Source organism: Nocardioides potassii, assembly GCF_021648885.1.
Lineage (GTDB): Bacteria > Actinomycetota > Actinomycetes > Propionibacteriales > Nocardioidaceae > Nocardioides > Nocardioides potassii.
The window spans coordinates 226,662-251,785 of sequence record NZ_JAKJHZ010000006.1; the positions used below are offsets into that span (position 1 = coordinate 226,662).

Genomic DNA, 25,124 nt, shown 5'->3' on the forward strand with positions numbered 1-25,124 from the left:
CGTTTGAACTTCCGTCGTCCCCAGGAGAGAGCCTTGTCCGAGCAGACCCTGTCGAACCTGTCCCGCGAGGAGCGCCGCTTCGAGCCGCCCGCCGACCTGGCCGCCGACGCCAACGTCAAGGCGGAGGCCTACGCCCGCGCCGAGGAGGACCGCGAGGCCTTCTGGGCCGCGGCGGCCGAGCGCCTGGACTGGGGCCAGAAGTGGGACCAGGTGCTCGACTGGTCCGACCCGCCGTTCGCGAAGTGGTTCGTCGGCGGCACCATCAACGCCGCGGTCAACTGCGTGGACCGCCACGTCGACGCCGGGCGCGGCGACAAGGTGGCCCTGCACTGGGTGGGCGAGCCGGAGGACGACACCCGCGACATCACCTACGCCGAGCTGAAGGACCTCGTGTCGAAGGCGGCGAACGCGCTGACCGACCTCGGCGTGAAGAAGGGCGACCGGGTCGCGATCTACATGCCGATGATCCCCGAGGTCGTCGTCGCCATGCTCGCCTGCGCCCGCCTCGGCGCCCCCCACACCGTCGTGTTCGGCGGGTTCTCCGCCGACGCCCTCGCGTCCCGCCTGGAGGACTGCGAGGCGCACGTCGTCATCACCAGCGACGGCGGCTACCGCCGCGGTGCGGCCAGTGCGCTCAAGCCCGCCGTCGACGAGGCGGTGGAGAAGACCGGCGACCTCGTGCGCAACGTGCTCGTCGTACGTCGTACGGGCCAGGACGTCGACTGGCACGAGGGCCGCGACGTGTGGTGGCACGACGCCGTCGACTCCGCGTCGGCCGAGCACGAGGCCGAGCTGCACGACAGCGAGCACCCGCTCTACGTGATGTACACCTCCGGCACGACCGGCAAGCCCAAGGGCATCCTGCACACCACGGGCGGCTACCTGACCGGTACGTCGTTCACGCACTGGGAGGTCTTCGACCTCAAGCCCGACACCGACGTCTACTGGTGCACCGCCGACGTCGGCTGGGTGACCGGCCACAGCTACATGGTCTACGGCCCGCTCGCCAACGGCGCGACGCAGGTGATGTACGAGGGCACGCCCGAGAAGGGCCGCTGGTGGCAGATCGTGCAGGACTACAAGGTGACGATCTTCTACACCGCGCCGACCGCGATCCGGACCTTCATGAAGCAGGGACGCGAGATCCCCGACGGCTACGACATGTCATCGCTGCGCCTCCTCGGGTCGGTCGGTGAACCGATCAACCCGGAGGCCTACGTCTGGTACCGCGAGGTCATCGGCGGCGACCGCTGCCCGGTCGTCGACACCTGGTGGCAGACCGAGACCGGCCAGATCATGATCAGCCCGCTGCCCGGCGTCACCGCCGGCAAGCCGGGCTCGGCGATGAAGGCACTGCCCGGTGTCGGCGCGGACGTCGTCGACGACGAGGGGAACTCCGTGCCCGACGGCTCGGGCGGCTACCTCGTGCTCACCAAGCCGTGGCCGGCGATGCTCCGCACGCTGTGGGGCGACGACCAGCGCTTCAAGGACACGTACTGGTCGCGCTACCCCAAGCAGGGCTTCTACTTCGCCGGCGACGGCGCGAAGAAGGACGAGGACGGCGACCTCTGGATGCTCGGTCGCGTCGACGACGTCATGAACGTGTCCGGCCACCGCCTCTCCACCACCGAGATCGAGTCGGCGCTCGTGTCGCACCCGAAGGTCGCCGAGGCCGCCGTCGTCGGCGCCGCCGACGAGACCACCGGACAGGCCGTCTGCGCCTTCGTCATCCTCCGCGAGTCGGCGGGTGACGGCGGCCCCGACATTGTTGAGGAGCTCCGCAAGCACGTGCAGAAGGAGATCGGCGCGATCGCCAAGCCGCGCCAGATCATGGTCGTGCCCGAGCTGCCCAAGACCCGCTCCGGCAAGATCATGCGCCGCCTGCTCAAGGACGTCGCCGAGCACCGCGAGGTGGGCGACGTGACCACCCTCGCCGACTCGACGGTGATGGACCTGATCAAGGACAAGGAGGGCTCCGCCGCCTCGTCGGAGGAGTGATCGGCGCGCGGATCAGGCGCGGGTGGTGCGGTCGAGCCACTCGCGCATGAGCCCCCGCTCGGCCGGGGTGAGGTCGAGTCCGTCGAGGTGCGCGAGCAGGGCGAGCGCAGCGGGCACCGGACCGGGGTCGGGCCGGTCGTCGCCGGGGTCCGGGGTGACGACAGCGGCGAGCACCGCCTCGCACATCACCTCGACCATGCCGAGGTCGCGCTCCTCGACCGGACGGCTCAGGAGGTCGACGACCAGCCCGTTCCCGCTGGCGTGCAGGAGGGTCGTCGCCTGCTCCTGCGGCAGCGCGAGCCGGCCGTGCTCGGCGAGCCGGCGCACCTTGGCGCGCAGGACCTCGAGCCCGGCCGCGACCGCCGGGGACGGCGCGCCCGGCCGTGGCGCCATCATCAGCGAGACGAGCGCCGGGTTGGCGAGCCCGAACTCGACCGCCTCGATCCAGCCCGCCCGAACGTCGGACACGGGGTCGCTGTCCCGGGCGCCGGCGGCACGGCGCGTCTTGTCCGCCACCCAGGTAGCCATGGTGTGCTCGGCGACGGCGTCGAGGAGCCCGTCCTTGTCCCCGAAGACGCGGTAGATCGCCGGGGCCTGGACTCCCGCCTCCTGCGCGACCCGGCGGGTGGTGACCGCGTCGACCCCCTCGGCGTGGAGCAACCTCGCGGCCACCTCCACCAGAACGTCGCGACGATCGGTCATGTTTCCAACGATATCGCGTGACCGGTTCCGCTGATGTATCTTTGATATCGCCAAACCGTTATCATCGATATCGAGGAGACATCCATGATCGTCATCACCGGAGCGACCGGCCGCCTCGGCTCCCTGGTAGTCGAGAAGCTGCTCGCCCGCGTCCCGGCGTCCGAGGTGGGGGTGAGCGTGCGAGACCCGCAAGCGGCCCACCGCCTCGCCGCTATCGGGGTCCGTGTCAGGCGCGGCGACTTCACCGCGCCCGAGACGCTCCTGCACTCCTTCGAGGGCGCCGTTCGCGTGCTGGTGGTCTCGGCGCCACTGGTGGGCGCGGAGGCCGTGGAGGCCAACACCGCGGCGATCGACGCCGCGGTGGCGGCGGGCGCGGAGCGCGTGGCCTACACGGGCCACCAGGCGGCCTCACCGACCTCGCTCTTCACGCCCCAGCCGGTGCACGCCGCCACCCAGGACCACCTCGCTGGGGCCGGCGTGCCCTTCACCGCACTGCGCAACGGCTTCTACGCCAGCACCGTCCCGATGCTCGTGGCGGACGCCCTCGAGACCGGTGAGCTTCGGGCGCCTGCCGACGGGCCGGTGTCGTGGACCGACCACGGCGACCTCGCCGAGGCGGCGGTCGCTGCACTCCTCGGTGACCCGCGGCTCGACGGCGTCACCGCTCCCCTCACGGCCCAGCGCGCGTTCGACTTGACCGAGGTCGCCGCCCTCCTGTCGGAGATGACCGGGCGAGCGGTCGAGCGCCGCGTCGTCGACGACGAGGAGTGGGTCGCCACCCAGGTCGCCGCGGGCACACCGGAGGGGCGGGCGCGGTTCGCCCTCACGATGCACCTCGCCTCGCGTGCCGGCGAGTTCGACATCACCGACCCGTTGCTCGGCGAGGTGCTGGAGCGGCCGACGACCCCGCTGCGCGAGGTGCTGGCACGAGAGGTTCTCGGGCAGGCTCACTAGGGTGGCCGGGTGCCTGACTCCCCACGCGCGGACGTCGCCGTCATCGGCGGCACCGGCTTCTACTCCTTCCTCTCCGACGCCGTCGAGCACCGTGTCGAGACGCCGTACGGCGACCCGTCGGCGCCCGTCTCGATCGGCGAGGTCGCCGGACGCCGGGTCGCCTTCCTTCCTCGGCACGGCCAGCACCATGAGTTCCCGCCGCACGCCATCCCCTACCGGGCCAACGCGTGGGCCCTGCGCTCGCTCGGCGTGCGCCAGGTGCTGGCGCCGTGCGCCGTGGGCGGACTGCGGGACACGGTGGCCCCGGGCGACCTCGTCGTACCGGACCAGCTCGTCGACCGCACCCACCGCCGCATCGGGTCGTACGTCGAGTCGGGCGCGGTCCACCTGCCGTTCGCCGACCCCTACTGCCCGGGCGTCTCGCGCGCGCTGTCGGCCGCCGGCGCCGACATCCACGACGGCGGCACCATGGTCGTCATCGAGGGGCCGCGGTTCTCCACCCGCGCAGAGTCCCGGCACTACGCCGACCAGGGCTGGGACCTCATCAACATGACCGGCGCCCCCGAGGCGCAGCTCGCCCGCGAGATGGGCCAGTGCTACGCCTCGCTCGCGCTCGTCACCGACATGGACGCCGGCGCCGAGTCGGGCGACGGGGTCGGCCAGGACGAGGTCTTCGCGCTCTTCAGGCAGAACCTCGACCGGCTCACCGGCCTCCTCGCCGCCGCCATCGAGGGGCTCCCCGACCCGGCCGGCTGCACGTGCGCGACGTGGTCGGACGGCATCGAGCTGACCTACGAGGTCCCTGGGATCGAGCTCCGCCCGTGAAGGTGCTGCTCACCGGGTCGGCCGGCTTCATCGGGTCCGCGATCGCCCGGCGGCTCGAGGGCGAGGGGCACGAGGTGGTCGGCGTCGACCTGATGTTGTCCTCGGCGCACGGGTCGAGCGAGCCGCCGGAGGGCACGCTCCAGCTCGACGTGCGCGACGCGGGCTCGGACGAGTGGGCCGAGGCCCTGCGGGGTGTCGACGCGGTCTGCCACCAGGCGGCACTCGTCGGGGCCGGCGTGCGGGTCGCGGACCTTCCGGACTACGCCTCGCAAAACGACCTCGGCACGGCCGCCCTGCTGGCCGCGATGCACGAGGCGGGGGTCGACCGACTGGTCCTCGCGAGCTCGATGGTCGTCTACGGCGAGGGTTGCTACGCCTGCTCCGAGCACGGGCCGCAGCTGCCGCCCCCGCGGCCGGTCGCGGCGATGGAGGCGGGCGACTTCGAGAACCGCTGCCCGGCCTGCGGCCAGGCGCTCGACTGGGAGCTGGTGCCGGAGGACGCGCGGCTCGACCCTCGCAGCAGCTATGCCGCGAGCAAGCTCGCCCAGGAGCACTACGCCTCGTCGTGGGTGCGCCAGGCCGGAGCGGCCGCCATCGCCCTGCGCTACCACAACGTCTACGGCCCGATGATGCCGCGCGACACCCCCTACAGCGGCGTCGCGGCGATGTTCCGCTCGTCGCTCGAGCGCGGCGAGGCGCCGCAGGTCTACGAGGACGGCGCGCAGGTGCGCGACTTCGTCCACGTCGACGACGTCGCCCGCGCCAACGTCCTCGCGCTCGAGGCGGTCGTCGCCGGCGGTACGCCGCGCTGGTCGGCGTACAACGTCTGCTCCGGCCAGCCGGTCACGATCCTCGACGTCGCCACCCGGGTCGCCGAGGGAACCGGCTGCGACATCGCGCCGCAGGTCACCGGCGGCTTCCGGCCCGGCGACGTCCGCCACGTCGTCGCCTCGCCGGCCCTGGCCGCGGCCGAGCTCGGCTTCACCGCGTCGGTCTCGCCGGAGGAAGGCCTGCGGGCGTTCGCGACGGCACCGCTGCGGACCTGATCACCAGCTCGTGTAGAGCAGGTGCTCCACCACGAGCGCCGTGAGCACCTGCAGGCCCAGGCCCCAGCGCAGCCACCCGCCCGGGAGCAGCGAGAGCGACACAGTGAGCCACGGGACGAACGGCAGCCAGATCCGCTCGACCTCGGCCTTCGACATCCGGCTCAGGTCGGCCAGCGCGATGGCGAGCGCCGCCGCACCCGCCAGCACGGCGACCGTGCGGGAGGGCCCGATGTGCCGACGGGCCGCGACGGCGAGGCCAGCCCCGAGCAGCGGCCCTCCGGACACGAGTAGCGCCCCGAGGTTGCCCCACACCCAGTAGGAGAACGGGCGGGTCGAGGCAAGGCCCGCCCAGTAGCGGTCGTGCAGCACCGGATAGGCCCCCCACCACGAGAAGCCGAGCACGGCGAAGCCCAGCACGACGGCGAGCGCAGCGGCCGCAGCGACGGGCAGGGGCCACCACGACCGGGCCAGCCAGAGCACTGCCAAGGCGAGGATCCCGAGCAGCGGCAGGCCGTAGGAGCTCATCACGCACCAGCCGAGCAGCAGCCCGGCCACGACGCCCCATCCCACGAGACGGCCGCGCACGGTCGACGTCGCGGACGCCGCGAGGGCCGCGAGCCCCCACGCGGCGCAGGCGGCGAAGACCGCGTCGGCCGAGACGGCGAGGAACACCGCGGCCGGGGAGAGGACGAGGAACGGAGCGGCGAGCCGCCCGAACCCCTCCGCACCCAGGAGCCGGAGGGTCACGAGGGTCGCCAGCGGGATGGTCGCCGCGATCGTGACGATGACCAGCGCCGACACGAGGTCGCCGCCGAGCCCGAGCCGCACCAGCGCGACGTGGAACAGCACGGCCCCCGGCGGGTGTCCGGCGAGGTGGATCGGCCAGTTGTCGGGCGCGGTGTAGGGGATGCGGTCGACGTACTCCCGCAGCATCGCCGGGACGTCGGTGATCTCGCGGGCCGTGACCATGTACTCGCTCGGGCTCGTCATCACCCGGGTCAGCCCGACCTCGCCGTCCACCAGTGCGAGGGCGACGAGCCACACCAGCCCGACGACGTACGACGTCAGCAGCAGGCGCCGCCACGACAGCGTGCGGGCCAGGTGCTCACCTCGCCACACGCCCGCGACCGCGACCAGGACGGCCAGCACGGAGGTCGCCGACCAGCGCACGTCCACGAAGCCGTGGAGCGGTGGCAGGCCGACCATGTCGCTGCGCGCATCGACGTCCCACCCGGTGAGGGGCGGTACGACGAAGGACGCGACGACGACCACGACCGCCACCGCCAGACCGGTCGCTGCGCGTGGGGCGAGGCGGTCGCGGCTCATGCCGACACCCTAGGGACGCGGCCTGAGGCGACGGCGGCGGCGACGCACACGTCATTGGTTCGTAAGGGTGAGAAGGATGGTCCAACGTCTGCTGCTCTGGCAGCGTCGAGGACGTGACAACCTGCGACCTCGTGCTGCCGTGCAAGGACGAAGCACCGGCCCTGCGCACGCTCCTCCCGCGTGTCCCCCGCACCTTCTCGGTGATCGTCGTCGACAACGGCTCGCGCGACGACACCGCCGACGTCGCCCGGGCCCTGGGTGCGCGCCTGGTGCGAGAGACGACGCCGGGGTACGGCGCCGCGGTGCACGCGGGTGTCGAGGCGGCCACCTCCGACTACGTCGCCGTGATGGACGGGGACGGCTCCTTCGACCCCGACCAGCTGCTCCCCCTGCTCGCCGACGTCGCCTCCGGGCGCGCCGACATCGCCATCGGCCGGCGTCGACCGGTCCGACGCGGGGTGTGGCCGTGGCACGCCCGCGCCGGCAACGCGCTGATCGCGACGTGGCTGCGCCACCGCATCCGGATGGACGCCCACGACATCGCACCCATGCGCGTGTGCCGGCGGCAGGCGTTGCTCGACCTCGGGCTGCAGGACCGCCGCTTCGGCTACCCCGTCGAGCTGCTGCAGGCGATCACCGTCGCCGGCTGGCGGGTCAGCGAGCACGACGTCGACTACCACCCACGCGCCGCAGGGACGCGGTCGAAGGTCTCGGGCTCGGTGGTCGGCACCGCGCGCACGGCGCGCGACTTCTGGCGGGTGCTGCGGTGAAGGTGCTGCTCGTCGCCAAGGCCCCGGTTGCCGGGCGGGTGAAGACGCGGCTGGGGGCTCTTGTCGGCCACGACGCCGCGGCGGACCTCGCCGCCGCCGCCCTGCTCGACACCCTCGACGCGTGCCGGGCGACCGGTGCCGGCGGTCACCTCAGCCTCGACGGCGACGTCGCCGACGCGGTCCGCGGCGCCGAGGTCGCGGCCGCGCTCGAAGGCTGGACCGTCACCCCGCAGCGCGGCGACGACTTCGCGGCGCGGCTCGTCGCTGCTCACCGCGACGCCGGGGACGGGGTCGTGGTGCAGATCGGGATGGACACCCCGCAGGTCACCGCCGCAGCACTGGTCGACGTCGTCGACGCGATGGCCGACCACGACGCCGTGCTGGCACCCGCGACCGACGGCGGCTGGTGGGCGCTGGCTCGCCGGCGCGCGGACGTCGTACGGCACCTGCGGGAGGTGCCGATGTCGAGCGACCGGACCTTCGACGAGACCCAGGCCGCGCTCGAACGAGCGGGCGCCCGGGTGACGCACGGCGCCTCGATGACCGACGTGGACGAGGTGGCCGACGCCGACCTCGTCGCCTCGCTCGCACCGGGGACGCGGTTCGCGGAGGCGTGGCGGGCGCTCCGGGCGGGGGCGGCGTCGTGATCGAGCAGTCCTTCAGCGAGGTCTTCGCCAGTGCGCTCGGCGGTGCTCACACCGTCGTCGTCGGGATCGGCGACGAGCCGGTCGTCCTGCCGGTGCACCTCTGGAGCCGCGCGGCAGACGCACACGACCACACGCTCGTGGCGCTGTGCGACGGCCCGACCCTCGACATCGGGTGCGGTCCCGGGCGGCTCACCGAGGCCCTCGCGGCCCACGGACACCTCACCCTCGGCATCGACGTGGTGGCCGCCGCCGTCGCGATGACCGTCGACCGGGGCGTGCCCGCACTGCAGCGCGACGTCTTCGACCCGCTCCCGGGCGAGGGTCGCTGGCACACGGCGCTGCTCGCCGACGGCAACATCGGCATCGGCGGCGACCCGGTCCGGCTGCTGCGCCGGGTGCGCTCGCTGGTCGTGCCCGGCGGCCGCGTCGTCGTCGAGCTCGACGGGCCGGGCGCCGCGGTGGTGCAATGCTGGGCCTCGCTCCAGGCCAGCGGCCGCCGCAGCCGTCCCTTCCGCTGGGCGACGCTCGGCGTCGACGGCATCGCCCATGCGGCCGCCACCGCCGGACTGCGGGTCGTCGACACCCACCGCCTCGGCGAGCGGTGGGCGGCGGTGCTGTCGGAGGCGGTGGCATGACAATGCGACTCGCACCCCCGTCCCCCGACCAGTTCACGTCGCGACTCCGATCCCCCGCCGTCGCCGCACGCGTCGGCCTGTGGCTCGGCATCTGCTTCGGCACCTGCTTCGTCACCGGCCTGATCAGCCACTACGCGCAGCTCCCGGACCAGCCGATCCCCTTCCCGACCAGCCCGAGCTGGGGCTACCGCCTCACCCAGGGCCTCCACGTCGTCACGGGGACCGCCGCGATCCCGCTGCTCCTGGTCAAGCTGTGGTCGGTGCTGCCCAAGCTCTTCGAGGGCCTTCCGCTGCGCGACGTCCGCGCGCTCGTCCTCACCGGACTCGAGCGTGCCTCGATCGCGGTCCTGGTGGCCTCGGCGATCTTCCAGCTCGCGACCGGGCTCGCCAACGCCGCCCAGTGGTACCCGTGGTCCGCCTTCTCCTTCCGCACCACCCACTACGCGATCGCGTGGGTCGCGATCGGCGCGCTCGTCGTGCACGTCGCGGTCAAGCTGCCGGTCATCCGCGACGTGCTCACGAGCGACATCGACGCGACCTCGCGCGACCGCGCGACGGCCGCGACTGACACGCCAGGCGTCCTGTCACGCCGCGCCCTCGTGCGTACGACGTTCGCTGCCGCCGCGGTCACCGCGCTCGCGACGGCCGGCAGCACCGTGCCGTGGCTGCGTCGGGTGTCGGTCTTCGCGGTCCGCACCGGCGAGGGCCCCGGCGGCGTACCGATCAACAAGTCGGCGCGGGCCGCCCGCGTCGAGGAGTCCGCGACGTCGGCCGACTGGCGGCTCGAGGTGGTCGTCGACGGGAGCACCGCAGCCTCGCTGTCGTACGACGACCTGCGCGCGATGCCGCAGCACACCGCCGACCTCCCGATCGCCTGCGTCGAGGGCTGGAGCGCGCAGGGGACCTGGTCCGGCGTCCGGCTGGTCGACCTGCTCGCCTCGGCCGGTGCACCGGCGGACCGCGACGTGGCCGTCACGTCGCTGCAGGAGTCGGGGCCCTACCGCCGGACCACGCTCCCGGCGAACTTCGCCGCCGACCCGCGCACGCTGCTCGCGCTCGACCTGTCCGGCGAGCCGCTCGCCCTCGACCACGGCTACCCCTGCCGGCTGATCGCGCCCGACCGCCCGGGCGTGCTGCAGACGAAGTGGTTGTCCCGTCTCGAGGTCTCGACATGAAGCCCACCCCGCGAAAAGCGATGCGGCTCGCGCTCGGCGCAGTCGGGCTGCTGGTCGGGATCTACGGGGCCGTCCTGCTGCTCACCCGGCAGGACCCGCGCCAGTGGCTCGAGGTCGCCATCTGGTTCGGCGTGGGCGTGCTCGCGCACGACGTCGTGCTGTCGGGGCTGCTGATCGGCGTGTGCCTGCTCGGTGGCCGGTTCCTGCCGCCGCCGTGGCGCGCGCCGGCGACGATCGCCCTGGTCGTGTGGGGCACGCTGACGGTCGCGACCGTGCCCGTGCTGACCCGGGCGGGCGCCCGTGCCGACAACGCGACGCTGCTCGACCGGCCCTACGCCGCGACGTGGTGGGCGATGACTGGCATCGTGGTCGTCCTCGTGGCCGTCGCCGGGCTCGTCCGCTCCCGCCGGTCGCACGAGGAGGGGTGAGCCGATGTCCAGGGTGCTGGTGGTCGACGACGACGCCACCGTGCGCGAGGTCGTCGTCTCCTACCTGCGCGCGGCGGGCCACGAGGTGCGCGAGGCCACCGACGGGCCGGGCGCGCTCGACGCCGTACGCACCGAGCCTGCGGACCTCGTCGTGCTCGACGTGATGATGCCCGGCCTCGACGGGCTGGAGGTCTGCCGCCGCCTCCGGGCCACCTCCGACGTACCGATCGTCCTGCTCACCGCTCTCGGCAGCGAGCAGGACCGCGTCGTCGGCCTCGAGATCGGCGCCGACGACTACGTGACCAAGCCCTTCAGCCCGCGTGAGCTCGTGCTCCGCGTCGACTCGATCCTGCGCCGCTCCTCCGCCGGCCTCGACACCGGCACGCCGTCCGTCCTGACCGACGGCGACCTCGTCGTCGACCGCGCGCGCCGGCTCGTCACCCGCGACGGCCGGGAGACGTCGCTGACGTCACGGGAGTTCGACCTGCTGGCGTTCCTCGTGTCCCGACCGGGCATCGCGTTCTCCCGCGACGACCTGCTCCAGCAGGTGTGGGGCTGGTCGTTCGGCGACCAGTCGACCGTCACGGTCCACGTCCGGCGGTTGCGCGAGAAGGTCGAGCCCGACCCGACCAACCCGGTGCGGCTGCTCACCGTCTGGGGCGTCGGCTACCGCTGGGAGGCAGCCGATGACCACCCCACGACGTTCCGCTCCCCCGCAAGCTCCTCCGCACAACGCCGCGGGGACCCCGGATGAGTGACCTCGCCGAGATCTGGCTCGTCGCCATCGGCAGCGGCGTCACCGTCGGGCTGCTCGGGCTGCTCGCCGGCTGGGCGCTGCGCCACCGCTCGCTGCGGTGGCAGCTGCTCGTCGTGGGTGTGGTCACCACGGTGACGGTCCTGCTCGGGGTTCAGGTCATCTCGCGGCGGATGCTGATCTCCGACCACGACCGGTCGGTCGTGCTGATCGTGACGAGCGCCGCCGCCGTGGTCTCGCTCGCGGTCGCCCTCGGCCTGGCGGCCGCCTTGGCGCGGTGGTCGCAGTCGCTGCGCGAGGAGGTACGACGCGTCGGCGACGGCGGCGCGGTGGTCGCCGAGCGCCGCTACCCGGCCGAGCTCCAGGGGCTGGCGACGGAGCTCGCCGACGCGAACCGGCGCCTGGCCGAGGCCCGTGAGCGCGAGCAGCGGCTCGAGGACTCGCGGCGCGAGCTGGTCTCGTGGGTCTCCCACGACCTCCGCACGCCGCTCGCCGGGATCCGGGCGATGGCCGAGGCGCTCGAGGACGGCGTCGCCGTCGACCCCACCCGCTACCACCGGCAGATCCGTGGCGAGGTCGACCGGATGGTGCTGATGGTCGACGACCTCTTCGAGCTCTCCCGGATCCACGCCGGCCAGCTCGTCGTCGAGCCGCAGGCGGTGTCGCTCGGCGACCTCGTCAGCGAGGCGCTCGCCGCGGCCGACCCGGTCGCCCGCGCCCGCGGCGTGCGCCTCGACGGCGAGGTCCCCCACGGCCTCCAGGTCGACGCCGACCCCGCCGGGTTGTCACGCGTGCTGGCCAACCTGATCGTCAACGGCATCCGGCACACGCCCGCCGATGGCTCGGTGCACGTCCTCGCCCGGCCGGTGGACGACGGCGTCGAGCTCGCCGTGACCGACGGTTGCGGCGGGATCGCCGACGACGCCCGCGACCGGCTGTTCGACGTCGGCTACCGCGGCACGGCGGCGCGCACCCCCGAGGGCGGCGAGCTGCAGGACGTCCACACCGCCCGGGCCGGGCTCGGCCTCGCGATCGTCAAAGGCATCGTCGAGGCACACCACGGCCGGGTCGCGGTCGAGAACGTCCCGACGGCCGCCGGTCTCGCCGGCTGCCGCTTCCGGGTCGTCCTCCCCGCCTGATCCGCCGCCCCGACCGCGGGCCTTCACTGGGTATCTAGGGATGTTCTGGTAGGCGATCCGGCCTCCGGACCTACCATTTCGTCCCTAGATACCCCGCCTTGACGGCGGGTGGACGCCATCAGGAGGACGACGCCGACGACGGCGGCGATGAGCGAGGCCAGCAGGATCGCGATCTTCGCCTCCTCGGTCAGCAGGTCCGCGCCCGGGAAGGACAGCCCGGCGATGAAGATCGAGACGGTGAACCCGATGCCGCCGACCGCGCCGAGGCCGAGGACCATCGGCCAGGTGGTGTCCTCGGGCAGCCGCCCGAGCCCCAGCCGTACGGCCGCGAACGACGCCAGGAAGATCCCGACCGGCTTGCCGAGCACCAGCCCCAGCACGATGCCGATGCCGACCGGTTCGGTGAAGACCTTGCCGATCGCGCCCAGCTCGACGCCGGCGTTGGCGAGCGCGAAGACCGGCAGGACGACGTACGACGACACCGGGTGCAGCGTGGCCTGGAGCCGCTCGACGACGGACACCGACTCCTTGAGGAGGAACCGCAGCTTCGCGAGCTCGTCGGGGTCGAGGTGGTGGTCGCGCAGCGCCTCGCGGGCGTACTTGCGGGAGACGTCCTCCTTGAGCAGCGGCGAGGCGGGCGCGAGCAGGCCGATCGCGACGCCGGCCAGCGTGGCGTGCACCCCCGACTCGAGCAGCGCGAACCACACGCCGACGCCGAGGACGGCGTAGACCACGACCGTCCAGATGCGCAGCGCCTTGGCCACGGCCATCGCGGCGAGCAGGGCCAGGGCGATCGCGAGCCAGCCGAGCGACAGGTCGGAGGTGTAGAAGACCGCGATCACGAGGATCGCGCCGATGTCGTCGACGATCGCCAGCGTCAGCAGGAAGAGCCGCGCGGACGACGGGATCCGCCGGCCCAGGATGCCGAGCACCCCCACCGCGAAGGCGATGTCGGTCGCCATCGGGATGCCCCAGCCCGCGCTGCCGTCGCTGCCGGGCGGGTTGAGCGCGAGGTAGATCCCGGCCGGGACGACCATCCCGCCGATCGCGGCGACGATCGGCAGGGCCGCGGTCTTCGGGTCCCGCAGGTCGCCGTTGACCAGCTCGTACTTGATCTCCAGGCCGACGACGAAGAAGAAGACGACCATGAGCGCGTCGTTGACCCAGTGCTGCAGCGACTCGTCGAGGTGCAGCGGGCCGACGTCGAGGACGAGGTGCGTGTGCCACAGGGAGTCGTACGACGACGCCCACGGGCTGTTGGCCCACAGCAGCGCGACCGCCGCGGCGAGCAGCAGGAGGAGCGAGCCGGCCGCCTCGACCCGGAGGAACTCGCGCACCGGCCGCGCGACCAGCCTCGCCAGTGGTCGGTCGCTCGCGGTGTAGGAGGGGCCGGACTGCCAGAGCTCGTCGGGCGCGCGGCGGGGAGGGGTGGAGGCCATCGGGAGGTGCGTCCTTCCGGGGTGGTCGTCGACGTCATCACCGCGACTGCACGTCGCGGGCCGACCAGACTTCCCGGCTCACCTGTCCCCATTCTAGAGGGTGGCCGGACGGGCGGGGACGCGTTGGTAGGGTCGCTGACGTCAGCCCCCGGCGTACACCGAAGGATCGCTCCCCATGTCTCACGCACCGATCAAGGACGAGGATCCCACGCTCGGCAAGCTCGTCATGGACGCGCAGCGCGACATCTCGACGCTCATCTCCAAGGAGATCGAGCTCGCCAAGAGCGAGCTGAAGGTCAGCGTCAAGCACGGTGGCGTGGGGATTGGCCTCTTCGCGGCCGCGGCCTTCCTCGGCCTCCTCGCGATCATCATGCTGTCGGTCTCGATCGCCTACTTCATCCACTGGAACGGCAGCGGTCTCGACCTCCACTGGGCGTTCCTCATCGTCTTCGCGCTCTACCTGCTGATCGCCGGGCTGCTCGCCTTCATCGGCATCAAGCAGGTCAAGAAGGTCAAGGCGCCGGAGAAGGCGATCAAGCAGGGCAAGCAGATCCCCCAGGCCCTCAAGGGCAAGGGCTGACCCTCCGCCTCCCGGTGATCGAGTAGCCGGCGAGGACGAGCCGCTCTACTGCCAGTCGGGTAGCCGGCGAGGAACGAGCCGGCGTATCGAGACCGACCTCTTCCGGAGCGGTGGTCCACCCACATTCGCCGCGCTGGAACTGTGGCTCAGCCACCGCTCGTCGGCGTGTCATCCACGACGCCCCGTAGGGGCGGTGGTCCAGCCACATTTCGGGCCCCAGGAATGTGGCTCCACCACCGCTGAGCGGGACGGACGGGCGGTGAGTGAGGGGGATTCCATTGCCCGAAAATGCCCCTCACCCACCGCCGAGCGGGAGGACGTACGGCGTCAGCGCACGCAGGTGCCGGTGTCGACCGGGGCGTCGCGGGTCAGCCCCTTCGCCGCCGACTCGCTGAGCTGGGTGGCGGTCAGCGCGTAGCCGGTGTCCTTGTCGCTCACCGAGGCGGCGAAGACCATGCCGGCGACCTCGCCGGCCGAGGTGACGATCGGGCCGCCGGAGTTGCCGGGGCGGATGAGGGCGCGAAGCGAGTAGACCTGCCGGATGACCGTGCCCTCGCCGTAGATGTCGGGCGAGCGCAGCCGCTGCTGCGACCGGATCCGGCCGACCTCGACCGTGTAGGGGCCGTCCTCGGGGTAGCCGAGGACCGCGATGTTGTCGTCGGGGCCTGCGCCCGTGTCGAGCGTGAGCTGGGGAACGCCGGCGTCGGGGAGCGCGAGCACGGCGATGTCGAGGTCGGCGTCGTAGAGCACCACCGAGGCGACCACCGTCGAGCCGGCCACCTCGACCTCGGGGCGGGTCACGCCGGCGACGACGTGGGCGTTGGTCATCAACCGGCCGGGCCCGTAGAAGAAGCCGGTGCCCTCCACGCCGCCGCCGCAGCCGTTGGTGCCGCGGACCTTCACGACGCTCGACTGGGCGACCACCACGTCGGGGTCGGTCAGCATCCGCTTGTCGCCGGGCTTGACCGCGACGATCCGCTCGGGCGCGAACGGCTCGAGGTAGCGCGGGAAGAAGGTCGTGCCGACCACGTTGTTGAAGGCCTGCAGGACCTTGCTCGAGTCGGGCGGCAGGGTCTCGTTGACCTTGGCCAGGACGGTCGAGTCGCGCACGAGCGGCGTGATCCCGCCGATGCGGGTGCCGGAGACCGCGACGCCGAGCGCCCACGCCACCAGCAGTACGGCGACCGCGCTCAGGGCGGACCCCCCGATGGCGTCGACCGCCCGGATCGGCTGCCACGTGATGCGCGCCCGGATGCGCGAGCCGGCGTACTGGAACAGCGCCTGTCCCAGCGACGCGGCCGCGATCACGATGAAGAGCGCCCCGAGCGAGACCCACAGCGACGGCGCGGCGTCGCCGAGCGCCATCGGCGCGGCCCAGATGCCGAGCAGGCCGCCGAGCAGCAGGCCTGCGGTCGCGAACGCGCCGGTGATGAAGCCCTGCCAGTAGCCCGAGAGGGCATAGATCCCCACCAGTGCGAGCAGGCACCAGTCGAGGACGTTCAACTCCACTACTCCTCGAGCCGGGTGTTCTGCGCTGGATTGTCTGCGAGGTCGGTGCCTCTGGGCACACCCTGCAGCATGTGGTCCGGCAGGTCACGCACCCGCGCCCGGTCCCAGTCCTGCGCCCAGCCGAGGTAGGAGAACAGCCGGGCGATGATGCCGGCCGTGAATCCCCACAGGATGACGTCGCGGTCGGGCCCGATCAGGAACCCCGGACCCGTCCAGCCGCTGGGGTGGCGGACGTTGATCCGGTTGTCCGGGTCGAGCAGGTCGGCGATCGCGACGCGGTGGATCTCGTGGACCTCGTCGGGGCTGACGATGCGTACGACGCCCGGGTGGCGCCAGTAGCCCAGGATCGGGGTGACGGCGAAGTTGCTCGGCGGCAGCCACAGCTCGGGCAGCTCACCGAAGACCTCGACCTCGGCGGGGTCGAGCCCGATCTCCTCGTAGGCCTCGCGCAGCGCCGCCTGCTCGGGGGTCTCGCCCTCGTCGAGGCTCCCTCCGGGAAAGGACACCTGGCCGGGGTGGGAGCGCATGTGGTGGGCGCGCTCGGTCAGCAGCAGCTCGCCGCGGTGGGCGAGGTCGTCCGGCCCCTCGGGCGCGCCGGGGCGGTCGGCGAACACCATCAATACCGCACCGCGGCGCGGCTCGCTGTCCTCCGGCGGCATGAACCGGGTGAGCTCGTGGACGGTGATGGTCGAGGCCGCCTCGACGACCGGCTGGAGCCAGGCGGGGAGGTCGGTCACAGGGAGATCCCGAGGTGCTCGGAGACCAGGTCCTTGACCTCGGCGACGGAGTCGACGCCGCCGGACGAGGTGCCGGCGATCGTCCCGTCGGCCGCGACGAAAAGGAAGGCGGGCAGCCCGCGCCGGCCAATGGCGAAGGCGTCCTGCGTCATCAGGTCGCCACCGGGGTCGGCGATCGACGGGTAGGTGACCCCGGTCTCCTCGGCCAGCGCCATCGCGGCGGCGGGCTGGACGTCGTTGAAGTCGACGCCGACCACGGCCACCTGGTCGCCGTACTGCTGGTGGAACTCCTCCAGCGCCGGCATCTCCCGCTTGCAGGGCTCGCACCGCGCCTGCCAGAGGTTGATCACCATCGGGCCTCGCAGCGAGCCGAGGTCGATGTCGGGACCCCCGGCGAGGCACGGCAGCGTCACGTCGGGCAGTCCGCCCTCGACGGGCTCGCCCGTGCCGGGCTCGCAGTCGAGCATCCCGATCCTGTCCTTGGCGGCGCGCAGCTCGGGGGTGTCGACCTCGACGTCAGGAGGTCGTACGACGATGCCACCGTCGGACGAGCAGGCGCTGAGGGTGACGGCGAGCAGCAGCGCGGCGAGGAGCTTCTTCACGCGGGGCCCTGGGTGGTGACGAGCTTCTCCGCGACCTCCGGGTCGGTCGGCCCGGTGCCGTAGGAGGGGCACAGCCTGGCGAGCGGGCAGGCACCGCACGCCGGCTTCTTGGCGTGGCAACGCCGGCGACCGTGCCAGATCAGGTGGTGAGACAGCATGGTCCAGTCGCGCTTGGGGAAGAGCGCGGCGACGGCGAGCTCGACCTTGACCGGGTCTGTCTCCTCGGTCCAGCCGAAGCGGCGCGCCAGCCGGCCGAAGTGGGTGTCGACGGTGATGCCGGGCAGGCCGAAGGCGTTGCCGAGCACGACGTTGGCGGTCTTGCGGCCGACGCCCGGCAGCTTGACGAGCTCCTCGAGGGTGCGCGGCACCTCGCCGTCGTGGTTCTCGACGAGCGCCTGGCTGAGCTTGAGGACGGAGTCGGTCTTGGCGCGGAAGAAGCCGAGCGGGCCGAGCAGCTGCTCGAGGTGCTCGCGCGGGGCCGCGGCCATCGCCTCCGGGGTCGGGTAGGCAGCGAAGAGCGCCGGGCTGGCGGCGTTGACGCGGCGGTCGGTGGTCTGCGCGGAGACGACGGTGACGACGAGGCACTCGAAGGGGTTCGTGAAGTCGAGCTCGGCGGCCGCGTCGGGATAGGTCTCGGCGAGGATCCGGTCCATCTTGCGGGCCCGCCGCACGAGGGAGGTGTCGGGCTTCGGCGGCTCGGGCTCGGCGACCTTCTTCGCTACCTTCGGGGCGGGCACGGGCCCAGCGTACGGTCCGCCGCCGACAGCGCCCGAGCCGCGTGACCACCGTCCCACCCGCCCGGTAGTGGCCTTTGTGAGCCAGACCACGGCTAGGATCATGCCGATCCCGCGGCCCAGCGCAGGGCATGGCACGGGGCGCACCGAATCTTGGAGGAATGACGTGGACAACGACGTGCTCCGGCAGGCACCGCTGTTCAGCTCGCTCGACGACGAGGCGGCGACCGCTCTCGGCGGGTCGATGGCCGAGACCACCCTCCGTCGCGGCGACGTCCTCTTCCACGAGGGCGACTCCGGCGACAAGCTCTACATCGTCACCGAGGGCAAGGTGAAGCTCGGCCGCTCCTCCTCCGACGGCCGCGAGAACCTGCTGGCGATCATGGGCCCGGGCCAGATGTTCGGCGAGCTCTCGCTCTTCGACCCCGGCCCGCGCTCGGCCACCGTCACGGCCGTCACCGACGCCACCTTCGCCTCCCTGTCCCACGACGACCTGCTCCGCTGGCTCGAGGGCCGCCCGCAGGTCGCCCGCGGCCTGCTCTCCCAGCTCGCCTCGCGGCTGCGCAAGTCCAACGACGTCGTCGCCGACCTCGTCTTCTCCGACGTCCCCGGACGCGTGGCCAAGGCGCTCCTCGACCTCGCTGACCGCTTCGGGCGCACCGCCGACGACGGCGTCCACGTCCACCACGACCTCACCCAGGAGGAGCTCGCCCAGCTGGTCGGCGCCTCCCGCGAGACCGTCAACAAGGCGCTCGCCGACTTCGCCTCGCGCGGCTGGCTGCGCCTGGAGCCCCGCTCCGTGGTGATCATGGACCTCGAGCGGCTCTCGCGCCGCGCCCGCTGAAAGTTCTTCGCCCCTCCTGACACCCGGCGCGGCGCGTGCCTGCGTCGTACGTCGTGCAGAGTCATTCCCTGGGAGGGCACCGTGACCACGAACGACGCAGCAGGCTTCGACGAGTTCGTCGCCGCACGCAGCGCTGCGCTGTCGCGGACGGCGTACCTCCTGACCGGCGACCACCACCTCGCCCAGGACCTCGTCCAGTCGGCACTGCTGCAGGCGGTGAAGCACTGGCGGCGCATCCACACCTCGCCGGAGGCCTACGTCCGGCGGGCGATGTACCACCAGAACATCTCCTGGTGGCGCCGACGCCGCTTCACCGAGACCGGTCTGGGTTCGTACGACGACGCCGGGCCGGCGAGCGACCCCGACCTGCGGCTCACGCTCGACCAGGCGCTCGCCCGGTTGACGCCCAAGCAGCGCACCGTGCTGGTGCTGCGCTTCTACGAGGACCTCACCGAGGTCGAGACCGCCCGCGCGCTCGGGCTCTCGACCAGCACGGTGAAGTCGACGACCCGCCAGTCGCTGGCCCGGCTGCGCACCCTCGCACCCGAGCTGGCCGAGCTGATCGGAGCAGACCGATGACCGACCTCCGCTCGCAGCTGCACCGCGTCGCCGACGCGGTCGAGCCCCTCCCGGTCGACGACGACCTCTGGCAGCGCGGCGTCGCCGCCCGCCGGCGCGGGCAAGCCCTCGTCCTCGCCGCCGTCCTCGCGATCATCGCCTCCATCACCTGGAGCGCGGTGCTGCTCCAGACCCCGGACCGTGAGGCGCGTACGGCGTCCACGCTCCCCGCGGAGGGCGCCATCCCACAGGTCATCGCAGGTGTGCCCGCCGACCTGGAGCCGACGTCTGACTTGGCCGTCGGCCGGGCTTCGGTCGCGTTCGTCTCCGGGCAGCGCGAGCCGGTGGTGGTGACAGCATCGGACGGCGTGGCCCATGTGCTCGACCTTCCTTCGTTCGGCCCCGACCGTGCGGCGTACGCACTCTCCCCCGACGGCCGACGACTGGCCTATGGCGCGGAGCCCGACGGCACGCTCGCGAGGATCGAGGTGGTCGATCTGGAGACCGGCGAGTCGCAGGTCTACGGCTCGTCCAACACGGGCAGCCTGGAGTTCGATGCTCTTGCCTGGTCGCCAGGCGGTACGTGGCTGGGCTGGACATCGACCGCCGTGGGCGACCGGACCGGGATCGTCGGCGCGATCCGCGTCGGCGGCAGGACCCAGCGCGAGGTGTTCGTCGACGGGACCGTTCCCCAGCTCGCCGCCGCCGACGACGGCTCCCTCGGGCTGAGCTGGATCGGTGGTGCACTCGCCATCAACCGCCCTGGCGCCGACCTCGACCGCATCCGGCCGGCTCCCCCGGGCGCTGCCGGCGCCTTCTCCCCGGACGGCCGCCTCCTCGCGTTGGCCTCGGGTCCTGGTCGCGAGTCCTATACCCTGGACGTGACCACTCGGCAGGTCCTGCGGCACCCCTTCCCGGACGACACCCTCGCCGACTCCGTGGTGCGTCCGGTCGGCTGGGTCGACGAACGGCTCCAGCTGTTCCTGGTACAGCCGGTCGACGGTTCCGACGCGGAGCTCGTGGTGACGACACCGGAGGTCGACGACCAGAGCACCTGGCGACGGCGGGTCGGCTCGGTCGCTGCGACCGGGGTGACCAATCTCAGCGTCGCGGTCGACCTCGTTCCCGACCTCGACGGCACGTCGTCGCAGGAGCTGACCCACGACTTCGGCGACACCACTCCCGGCCAGCGGGACGTGTCGTGGATCATCGGCCTGGGCGTCGCGGCAGCGATCGCCGTACTCATGGCCCTCCGCTGGCTCTGGCGCCGCCTGCTGGGGTAGTCCGGTGGCCTTCTGTCGTCCCGAGGCCCATATGCCAGCAGGAGCCCACTGGACCACCCCGCGACGGTTGCTGGGGTAGTCCAGTGGCCTTCTGTCGTCCCGAGGCCAGATGCCAGCAAGAACCCACTGGACTACCCCGAGCGGGCGACAAGAACCCACTGGACTACCCCGGACGGGGCGCGAGCTCAGGCGTGCGGGTCGCGGCCCGAGAAGGCGGCGAGGCGCTCGTAGGCGGACGCGTCGTCGGGCACGGAGACCTCGGACCCGAAGGCACCCGTGCGGTTCTCCTCATTGAGTCCGCCCTGCATCGCGGCGAGGCCGGTCTCGGCGAGGGAGTCGTCGAGGTCGATCGAGGCCCCGGTGCCCCGGACGAGGTCCCAGGAGTGAACGGCGTACTCGGCCACCTGGAAACCCGCGACGCCCTGCTGGTCCTCGGCAGCCCCCGCATCGTGGTGAGCAGCTGGTCGGCGTTGGCCCGGAAGGTCGAGGCCCACTCGCCGTCGGGCACGTCCGAGTCGGCGGCCCAGTCCACCTTCTCGCCGCCCGACGACCGGGCGAAGAGGCCAGGTCCCGCCGCGACGTGCGCGGCGAGCTGCCGCACGGTCCAGTCCGAGCACGGCGTGGGGTTGTCGAGGTTGTCGTCGTCGATGGTGCCGAGGGCGTGCTCGGCCTGGTCGAGCGCCTTGGCGAGCTGGTCCACAGGAGAGTCGGTCATGGCCCTCACCTCACTCCTCCCGATGGATCGACGCAAGCCCCTCGACCGAGCGCAGGTAGGCCAGCACGGCGAGCACGCGCCGGTTCGTGTCCGGCTGCTGGTGCAGCTGGAGCTTGGCGAACACCGAGCTCACTGCGGGCTCGACCGTCTTCACCGACAGGTGCAGCCGCTCGCAGATCGCCGCGTTGGAGAGGCCCTCGGCCATCAGCTCGAGGACCTCGCGCTCGCGCAGGGTCAGTACGTCGAGGTGGCCGGCGCGGCGCTCTCGCTCGACCAGCTCACCGAGGGTGAGGTGCTGCAGCACGAGGGCCGCCTGCGCGGAGAGGTCGTCGAGGACCCGCGACTCGGAGGGCGCCAGCTCACGACGCTCGACGGTCAACGCGCCCACGCGATCACCGTCCAGGTCGACCCGCCGGTGCACGAGCCCGGCCAGGTCGGCCGGCGCGAGCGGAAGGGGATCGTCCGCAGACGTCGGCCACACCCCCACCGGCCGCAGCTCGGCGGGCGACCCGAGCCAGAGCGTCACCGGGGCGCCCAGTGCCTCCGAGGTCGCGCGGGCGAGGTCGGTGGGCAGGTCGTCGGCGGCCGGACTTCGGCGCGACATCCAGGTCAGGGCGGCGTACGCCGCGGCGTGCTGGCCGTGCACGACCGCGAGCCCCGCGACCACCGGGACGAGCGTCGCCGCGATCAGCCCGGGCGTCGGCGAGCGCCACCCGACCAGCCCGACGACCAGCACCAGCGCGGCCGCGACGGCGCCGCGGAGGAGCCACGCGAGCTGACGTCGTACGAACCCGGTCGTCCCACGCCACCGCGCCCACAGCGCCACGGGCCAGAGGAGCTGGCAGACCAGGTACGCCGGGTGCGCGAGCACCGTCCACGCCGCGTCGACCGCCGCGGGCGGGTCGCCGGCGAACGGGTGCGGCACCTCCACTCCCGTCGAGGCGTACTCGACCGGCCACAGCAGCGACAGCAGCGCGCACACCGCCGTCACGACCACCACGACGACGACCACCGGCCGCCAGCGCGGCGACGGCAGGCGACCGTCCGGGAACGCGACCACCGACACGGTGACGAGGCCGATGCTGAGCGCGACCGGCCAGACGCCGAGCCAGGCTGCCCACTCGTCGCCGCCGGCATGCCCGACCTGGCGCCCCCAGAACAGCACCGCCTGGACGGCGCCGACACCCAGGAACAGCGCGCCCAGCCGATGGGCACGCCGCTGCAGCAGGACGTAGGCGCCGACGAGGGCGAAGGCGAGCGCGAGCAGGCCGTTGTGCAGGTTGCTCACCCACACGCCCCGGGCCAGCCCCCACGTCACGAGCAGGACGACGCCGCTGACCACCACGAGCGGCACCAGTCCGCGCGGGAGCCGGACGCTGGTCATGGCGACATCGTGGCACCGCACGAGCGCACGCGGCACAGGGTTGTCCCTGGGACCGCGGTCCAGGGTCAGCCCCGTACCCCGGCGGCCGGTCCGGGACCGAGCGTGGAGCCATGACCATCCTCTTCGCCGAGACCGGCGCCACGACACAGTCCGCACCCACCCCGACCGACCGGCTGCTCACGAGCTCCCTCGCCGTCGCACCCCTTCTCTACCTCGCCGCCGACACGACGTACGCCGTCCGCGGCTGGGACGACGCCACCGCCGGGGTGCTGCACGTCCTGGGCGCGACGGCGTACGGCTTCGTCGTCCTGGCCATCGCGTCATGGCTGCCCCGCACGTCCCGGCTCGCCGCCGCGATCCTCCTGAGCGGGGTCATCGGGATGTGCGGCAACGTCGCCTACGGCTTCGACGCCATCCACCTGTCGCTCGGGGACGTCTCGCTCGTCGACCAGCCCGGCGCGGCCAACCTGATCAAGCCGCTGGGCCTCTTCTTCCCGCTGTCGTTCGCCCTCGTCGCGTGGGCACTGGCGCGCCTCGGTCACCGGTGGCAGGCGGTGTTGGTGCTCGTGGCCATCGTGGCGTGGCCGGTCGCGCACATCGGCAACATCGCCGCGGTCGCCGTACCGGTCAACGTGGCGCTGGTGATCGCGTTCGGCAGCCTGCTCTGGGCCCGCCGCGCCTAGCGTTCGTCCGCGAGGTACGCCAGCTGGGCGCGGACCGAGAGCTCCGCCGCACCCCACAGCACCGGGTCGACGTCGGCGTACACGACCTCCACGACGGCGCGGGCCGGGTCGTCGCTCGGCGGCAGGGTGGCGAGCGCGGCACGTACCTGGTCGAGCCGCTGCTCGCGGTGCGCGAGGTAGAAGTCGATCGCGCCGAGCGCGTCCTCGATCACCGGGCCGTGGCCGGGCCAGACGGTCGTGATGCCCTGCTCGCCGCACAGCGCGTGCAGCCGCTGGAGGGACGACAGGTAGGCCCCGAGCTCGCCGTCGGGGTGCGCGACCACGGTCGTGCCGCGGCCCAGGACGGTGTCGCCGGTCAGCACCGCACGGTCCTGCGGGACGACGAAGGACAGCGAGTCGGCGGTGTGGCCGGGCGTCGCGACGACGTGCACCTCGAGCCCGCCGACCGACACGACGTCACCCTCGCCGAGGCCCTCGGACCCGAGGCGGTGTGCCGGGTCCAGGGCACGTACGCCGCACCCGTGCCGCTCGGCGTACTCCCGGGCCGCCTCGCTGTGGTCGGCATGGTGATGGGTCAGCAGGACCGTGGCGACGTCGCCCGCGGCCGCGTCGATGGCGTCGAGGTGGGAGGCGATCGGGGGGCCCGGATCGACGACGACCGACCGCGACGAGTCGGGGTCGCGGAGCACCCAGGTGTTCGTGCCGTCGAGGGTCATGATGCTGGCGTTCGGCGCCAGCACGCACTGGCCGGTCGTGCCGAAGGAGCCCCCTGCCCAGGTCATCGTGCTGCCATCAGTGCGCTGTAGCGCGGCGGCGTCGAGAGGATGAACCCGTCACCGTCGGGCACGACCTCGGGGGTGAACATCTCGACGGTCCGGTCGCGCGACTCGCGCAGCACGGCGTCGACGTCGGCGTGCTGGCCGACGTCGAGGCAGGTCAGCCAGGTCGGGGGCATCATCGTCAGCCGGTCCTGCTCTACCTGCTCGACGGCGTCGAGGGCCGCGGTCCACTGCACGGCCGACGACTCCGTCGACACGTCGCGGGTGACCTGGCCCTCGGGCAGCCGGGCGACGAAGAACCACGTGCGGTAGCGGCGCGGCTCGAAGACCGGGGTGAGCCAGCCCGACCACGGCCCGAGGAGGTCGGTGCGGAGCACGAGCGCGCGCTTCTCGAGGAACGCCGTCATCGACAGCTCGCGCGACTCGAGGGCGACCCGGTCCGCTTCCCAGTCGTCGCCGGTCGTGTCGGCGACGACCTCGTCGGCATCGGCGCCCGCGAGCAGGACGCCCGACTCCTCGAAGGTCTCGCGTACGGCGGCGCAGACCAGGGCGCGCGCCTTCGGCTCGTCGACGCCGAGCCTCGCCGCCCACTCGGTCGGCGACGGACCGGCCCAGAGACCGCGCTCGACGAGCTCGTCGGCGCCGCCCTCCTCGGCGTAGTCGCGCGGGTCGACACCGCCTCCCGGGAACACGCACATGCCGCCGGCGAAGGCCATCGACGTCTGGCGGCGCAGGAGGTAGACCTCGGGACCCCGTGACCCGGGGCGCATGAGGACCACCGTCGCGGCGTCCCGCGGCTCGGCGGGCGTCGCCGAGCCCTCGGCGTACGACCTGGCCTGGGCGACGAGCGCCTCCGGGAGGGGCAGCCGCTCCACCTG

The 25,124-nt window shown here is 72.8% G+C and carries 27 protein-coding genes and 1 pseudogene; 16 read left to right on the forward strand and 12 right to left on the reverse strand.

The window, feature by feature from the left end; all coding sequences use genetic code 11:
• The first annotated feature begins 33 nt into the window (after positions 1-33).
• A complete protein-coding gene (gene acs / locus L2K70_RS10400; protein ID WP_236401767.1) occupies positions 34-1,998 on the forward strand; it encodes an acetate--CoA ligase in 1,965 nt (654 codons plus the stop codon).
• 12 nt (positions 1,999-2,010) lie between these two features.
• On the opposite strand, the gene L2K70_RS10405 is transcribed toward acs, so the two are convergent.
• The gene (locus L2K70_RS10405; RefSeq protein ID WP_236401768.1) at positions 2,011-2,700 is read right to left on the reverse strand and encodes a TetR/AcrR family transcriptional regulator; all 690 of its coding nucleotides are present in this window, start codon (positions 2,698-2,700) and stop codon (positions 2,011-2,013) included.
• Between the two features lie 84 nt (positions 2,701-2,784).
• Here L2K70_RS10405 and L2K70_RS10410 point away from each other — a divergent pair, with 84 nt between their 5' ends.
• From L2K70_RS10410 to L2K70_RS10420, 3 genes are read left to right on the forward strand one after another with little or no spacing between them, the layout of a single operon-like run.
• Positions 2,785-3,654 carry an NmrA family NAD(P)-binding protein gene (locus L2K70_RS10410; protein ID WP_236401769.1) on the forward strand — a complete coding sequence of 290 codons (870 nt, stop codon included), beginning with the start codon at positions 2,785-2,787 and terminating at the stop codon, positions 3,652-3,654.
• Positions 3,655-3,663: 9 nt separating this feature from the next.
• The gene (locus L2K70_RS10415) at positions 3,664-4,479 is read left to right on the forward strand and encodes an S-methyl-5'-thioadenosine phosphorylase (RefSeq protein ID WP_236401770.1); all 816 of its coding nucleotides are present in this window, start codon (positions 3,664-3,666) and stop codon (positions 4,477-4,479) included.
• Positions 4,476-5,525 carry an NAD-dependent epimerase/dehydratase family protein gene (locus tag L2K70_RS10420; RefSeq protein ID WP_236401771.1) on the forward strand — a complete coding sequence of 350 codons (1,050 nt, stop codon included), beginning with the start codon at positions 4,476-4,478 and terminating at the stop codon, positions 5,523-5,525. Before L2K70_RS10415 ends, L2K70_RS10420 begins: the two co-directional genes overlap by 4 nt.
• Here L2K70_RS10420 and L2K70_RS10425 read toward each other — a convergent pair whose 3' ends face one another.
• Complete coding sequence (locus L2K70_RS10425) at positions 5,526-6,851, reverse strand: hypothetical protein (protein ID WP_236401772.1); 1,326 nt, start codon at positions 6,849-6,851, stop codon at positions 5,526-5,528. It lies immediately after the preceding gene.
• A gap of 113 nt (positions 6,852-6,964) precedes the next feature.
• On the opposite strand from L2K70_RS10425, the gene L2K70_RS10430 reads away from it, so the two are divergent.
• From L2K70_RS10430 to L2K70_RS10460, 7 genes are read left to right on the forward strand one after another with little or no spacing between them, the layout of a single operon-like run.
• Positions 6,965-7,621 (forward strand): glycosyltransferase family 2 protein, encoded by a 657-nt coding sequence (locus L2K70_RS10430; protein WP_236401773.1) that lies wholly within the window; start codon positions 6,965-6,967, stop codon positions 7,619-7,621.
• Positions 7,618-8,268: a TIGR04282 family arsenosugar biosynthesis glycosyltransferase gene (locus L2K70_RS10435; RefSeq protein WP_236401774.1), complete on the forward strand. Its 651-nt coding sequence runs from the start codon at positions 7,618-7,620 to the stop codon at positions 8,266-8,268. Before L2K70_RS10430 ends, L2K70_RS10435 begins: the two co-directional genes overlap by 4 nt.
• Positions 8,265-8,903 carry a class I SAM-dependent methyltransferase gene (locus L2K70_RS10440; protein ID WP_236401775.1) on the forward strand — a complete coding sequence of 213 codons (639 nt, stop codon included), beginning with the start codon at positions 8,265-8,267 and terminating at the stop codon, positions 8,901-8,903. Before L2K70_RS10435 ends, L2K70_RS10440 begins: the two co-directional genes overlap by 4 nt.
• Positions 8,900-10,078 (forward strand): molybdopterin-dependent oxidoreductase, encoded by a 1,179-nt coding sequence (locus L2K70_RS10445; RefSeq protein WP_236401776.1) that lies wholly within the window; start codon positions 8,900-8,902, stop codon positions 10,076-10,078. The genes L2K70_RS10440 and L2K70_RS10445 overlap by 4 nt, the downstream gene beginning before the upstream one ends.
• On the forward strand, positions 10,075-10,506 hold the full coding sequence (locus tag L2K70_RS10450; protein ID WP_236401777.1) for a hypothetical protein: 432 nt from the start codon (positions 10,075-10,077) through the stop codon (positions 10,504-10,506). The genes L2K70_RS10445 and L2K70_RS10450 overlap by 4 nt, the downstream gene beginning before the upstream one ends.
• Positions 10,507-10,510: 4 nt before the next feature.
• The gene (locus L2K70_RS10455; protein ID WP_236401778.1) at positions 10,511-11,260 is read left to right on the forward strand and encodes a response regulator transcription factor; all 750 of its coding nucleotides are present in this window, start codon (positions 10,511-10,513) and stop codon (positions 11,258-11,260) included.
• Positions 11,257-12,399 (forward strand): sensor histidine kinase, encoded by a 1,143-nt coding sequence (locus tag L2K70_RS10460; protein WP_236401779.1) that lies wholly within the window; start codon positions 11,257-11,259, stop codon positions 12,397-12,399. The genes L2K70_RS10455 and L2K70_RS10460 overlap by 4 nt, the downstream gene beginning before the upstream one ends.
• A gap of 23 nt (positions 12,400-12,422) precedes the next feature.
• Here L2K70_RS10460 and nhaA read toward each other — a convergent pair whose 3' ends face one another.
• Complete coding sequence (nhaA, locus tag L2K70_RS10465) at positions 12,423-13,838, reverse strand: Na+/H+ antiporter NhaA (protein ID WP_236401780.1); 1,416 nt, start codon at positions 13,836-13,838, stop codon at positions 12,423-12,425.
• A 175-nt stretch (positions 13,839-14,013) separates the two neighbouring features.
• On the opposite strand from nhaA, the gene L2K70_RS10470 reads away from it, so the two are divergent.
• Entirely contained in the window at positions 14,014-14,418 is a 405-nt protein-coding gene (locus tag L2K70_RS10470) for a phage holin family protein (protein ID WP_236401781.1), read from the forward strand.
• A gap of 327 nt (positions 14,419-14,745) precedes the next feature.
• On the opposite strand, the gene L2K70_RS10475 is transcribed toward L2K70_RS10470, so the two are convergent.
• Genes L2K70_RS10475 through nth form a run of 4 tightly spaced genes read right to left on the reverse strand, consistent with a single transcriptional unit; the run spans position 14,746 to position 17,919 of the window.
• A complete protein-coding gene (locus L2K70_RS10475; RefSeq protein WP_236401782.1) occupies positions 14,746-15,921 on the reverse strand; it encodes a MarP family serine protease in 1,176 nt (391 codons plus the stop codon).
• Positions 15,922-15,926: 5 nt separating this feature from the next.
• Complete coding sequence (locus tag L2K70_RS10480; protein WP_236401783.1) at positions 15,927-16,664, reverse strand: NUDIX hydrolase; 738 nt, start codon at positions 16,662-16,664, stop codon at positions 15,927-15,929.
• The gene (locus tag L2K70_RS10485) at positions 16,661-17,266 is read right to left on the reverse strand and encodes a TlpA family protein disulfide reductase (RefSeq protein ID WP_236401784.1); all 606 of its coding nucleotides are present in this window, start codon (positions 17,264-17,266) and stop codon (positions 16,661-16,663) included. Before L2K70_RS10485 ends, L2K70_RS10480 begins: the two co-directional genes overlap by 4 nt.
• Positions 17,263-17,919 (reverse strand): endonuclease III, encoded by a 657-nt coding sequence (gene nth / locus L2K70_RS10490; RefSeq protein ID WP_236401843.1) that lies wholly within the window; start codon positions 17,917-17,919, stop codon positions 17,263-17,265. Before nth ends, L2K70_RS10485 begins: the two co-directional genes overlap by 4 nt.
• A gap of 247 nt (positions 17,920-18,166) precedes the next feature.
• Here nth and L2K70_RS10495 point away from each other — a divergent pair, with 247 nt between their 5' ends.
• The 3 genes from L2K70_RS10495 to L2K70_RS10505 all read left to right on the forward strand — a co-directional run bounded on the left by L2K70_RS10495 (position 18,167) and on the right by L2K70_RS10505 (position 20,685).
• Entirely contained in the window at positions 18,167-18,844 is a 678-nt protein-coding gene (locus tag L2K70_RS10495; protein WP_236401785.1) for a Crp/Fnr family transcriptional regulator, read from the forward strand.
• Positions 18,845-18,925: 81 nt separating this feature from the next.
• The gene (locus L2K70_RS10500; protein WP_236401786.1) at positions 18,926-19,423 is read left to right on the forward strand and encodes a SigE family RNA polymerase sigma factor; all 498 of its coding nucleotides are present in this window, start codon (positions 18,926-18,928) and stop codon (positions 19,421-19,423) included.
• The gene (locus L2K70_RS10505; RefSeq protein WP_236401787.1) at positions 19,420-20,685 is read left to right on the forward strand and encodes a WD40 repeat domain-containing protein; all 1,266 of its coding nucleotides are present in this window, start codon (positions 19,420-19,422) and stop codon (positions 20,683-20,685) included. Before L2K70_RS10500 ends, L2K70_RS10505 begins: the two co-directional genes overlap by 4 nt.
• Positions 20,686-20,870: 185 nt before the next feature.
• Here L2K70_RS10505 and L2K70_RS10510 read toward each other — a convergent pair whose 3' ends face one another.
• From L2K70_RS10510 to L2K70_RS10515, 3 genes and pseudogenes are all read right to left on the reverse strand, one after another.
• A complete protein-coding gene (locus L2K70_RS10510) occupies positions 20,871-21,089 on the reverse strand; it encodes a DinB family protein (protein ID WP_236401788.1) in 219 nt (72 codons plus the stop codon).
• A 44-nt stretch (positions 21,090-21,133) separates the two neighbouring features.
• Positions 21,134-21,400: pseudogene (locus L2K70_RS21855) on the reverse strand (maleylpyruvate isomerase N-terminal domain-containing protein); the annotation flags it as partial.
• A 10-nt stretch (positions 21,401-21,410) separates the two neighbouring features.
• Positions 21,411-22,784, reverse strand: a complete 1,374-nt coding sequence (locus L2K70_RS10515) for a helix-turn-helix transcriptional regulator (RefSeq protein WP_236401789.1) — start codon at positions 22,782-22,784, stop codon at positions 21,411-21,413.
• 110 nt (positions 22,785-22,894) lie between these two features.
• Here L2K70_RS10515 and L2K70_RS10520 point away from each other — a divergent pair, with 110 nt between their 5' ends.
• Positions 22,895-23,467, forward strand: coding sequence for a hypothetical protein (locus tag L2K70_RS10520; RefSeq protein ID WP_236401790.1), 573 nt, complete (start codon positions 22,895-22,897; stop codon positions 23,465-23,467).
• On the opposite strand, the gene L2K70_RS10525 is transcribed toward L2K70_RS10520, so the two are convergent.
• Together L2K70_RS10525 and L2K70_RS10530 are read right to left on the reverse strand one after the other, a co-directional pair.
• Positions 23,464-24,249: an MBL fold metallo-hydrolase gene (locus L2K70_RS10525; RefSeq protein ID WP_236401791.1), complete on the reverse strand. Its 786-nt coding sequence runs from the start codon at positions 24,247-24,249 to the stop codon at positions 23,464-23,466. The two genes, L2K70_RS10520 and L2K70_RS10525, sit on opposite strands and share 4 nt — an antisense overlap.
• Positions 24,246-25,121 carry an NUDIX hydrolase gene (locus tag L2K70_RS10530; protein ID WP_236401792.1) on the reverse strand — a complete coding sequence of 292 codons (876 nt, stop codon included), beginning with the start codon at positions 25,119-25,121 and terminating at the stop codon, positions 24,246-24,248. Before L2K70_RS10530 ends, L2K70_RS10525 begins: the two co-directional genes overlap by 4 nt.
• Between the last annotated feature and the right edge of the window lie 3 nt (positions 25,122-25,124).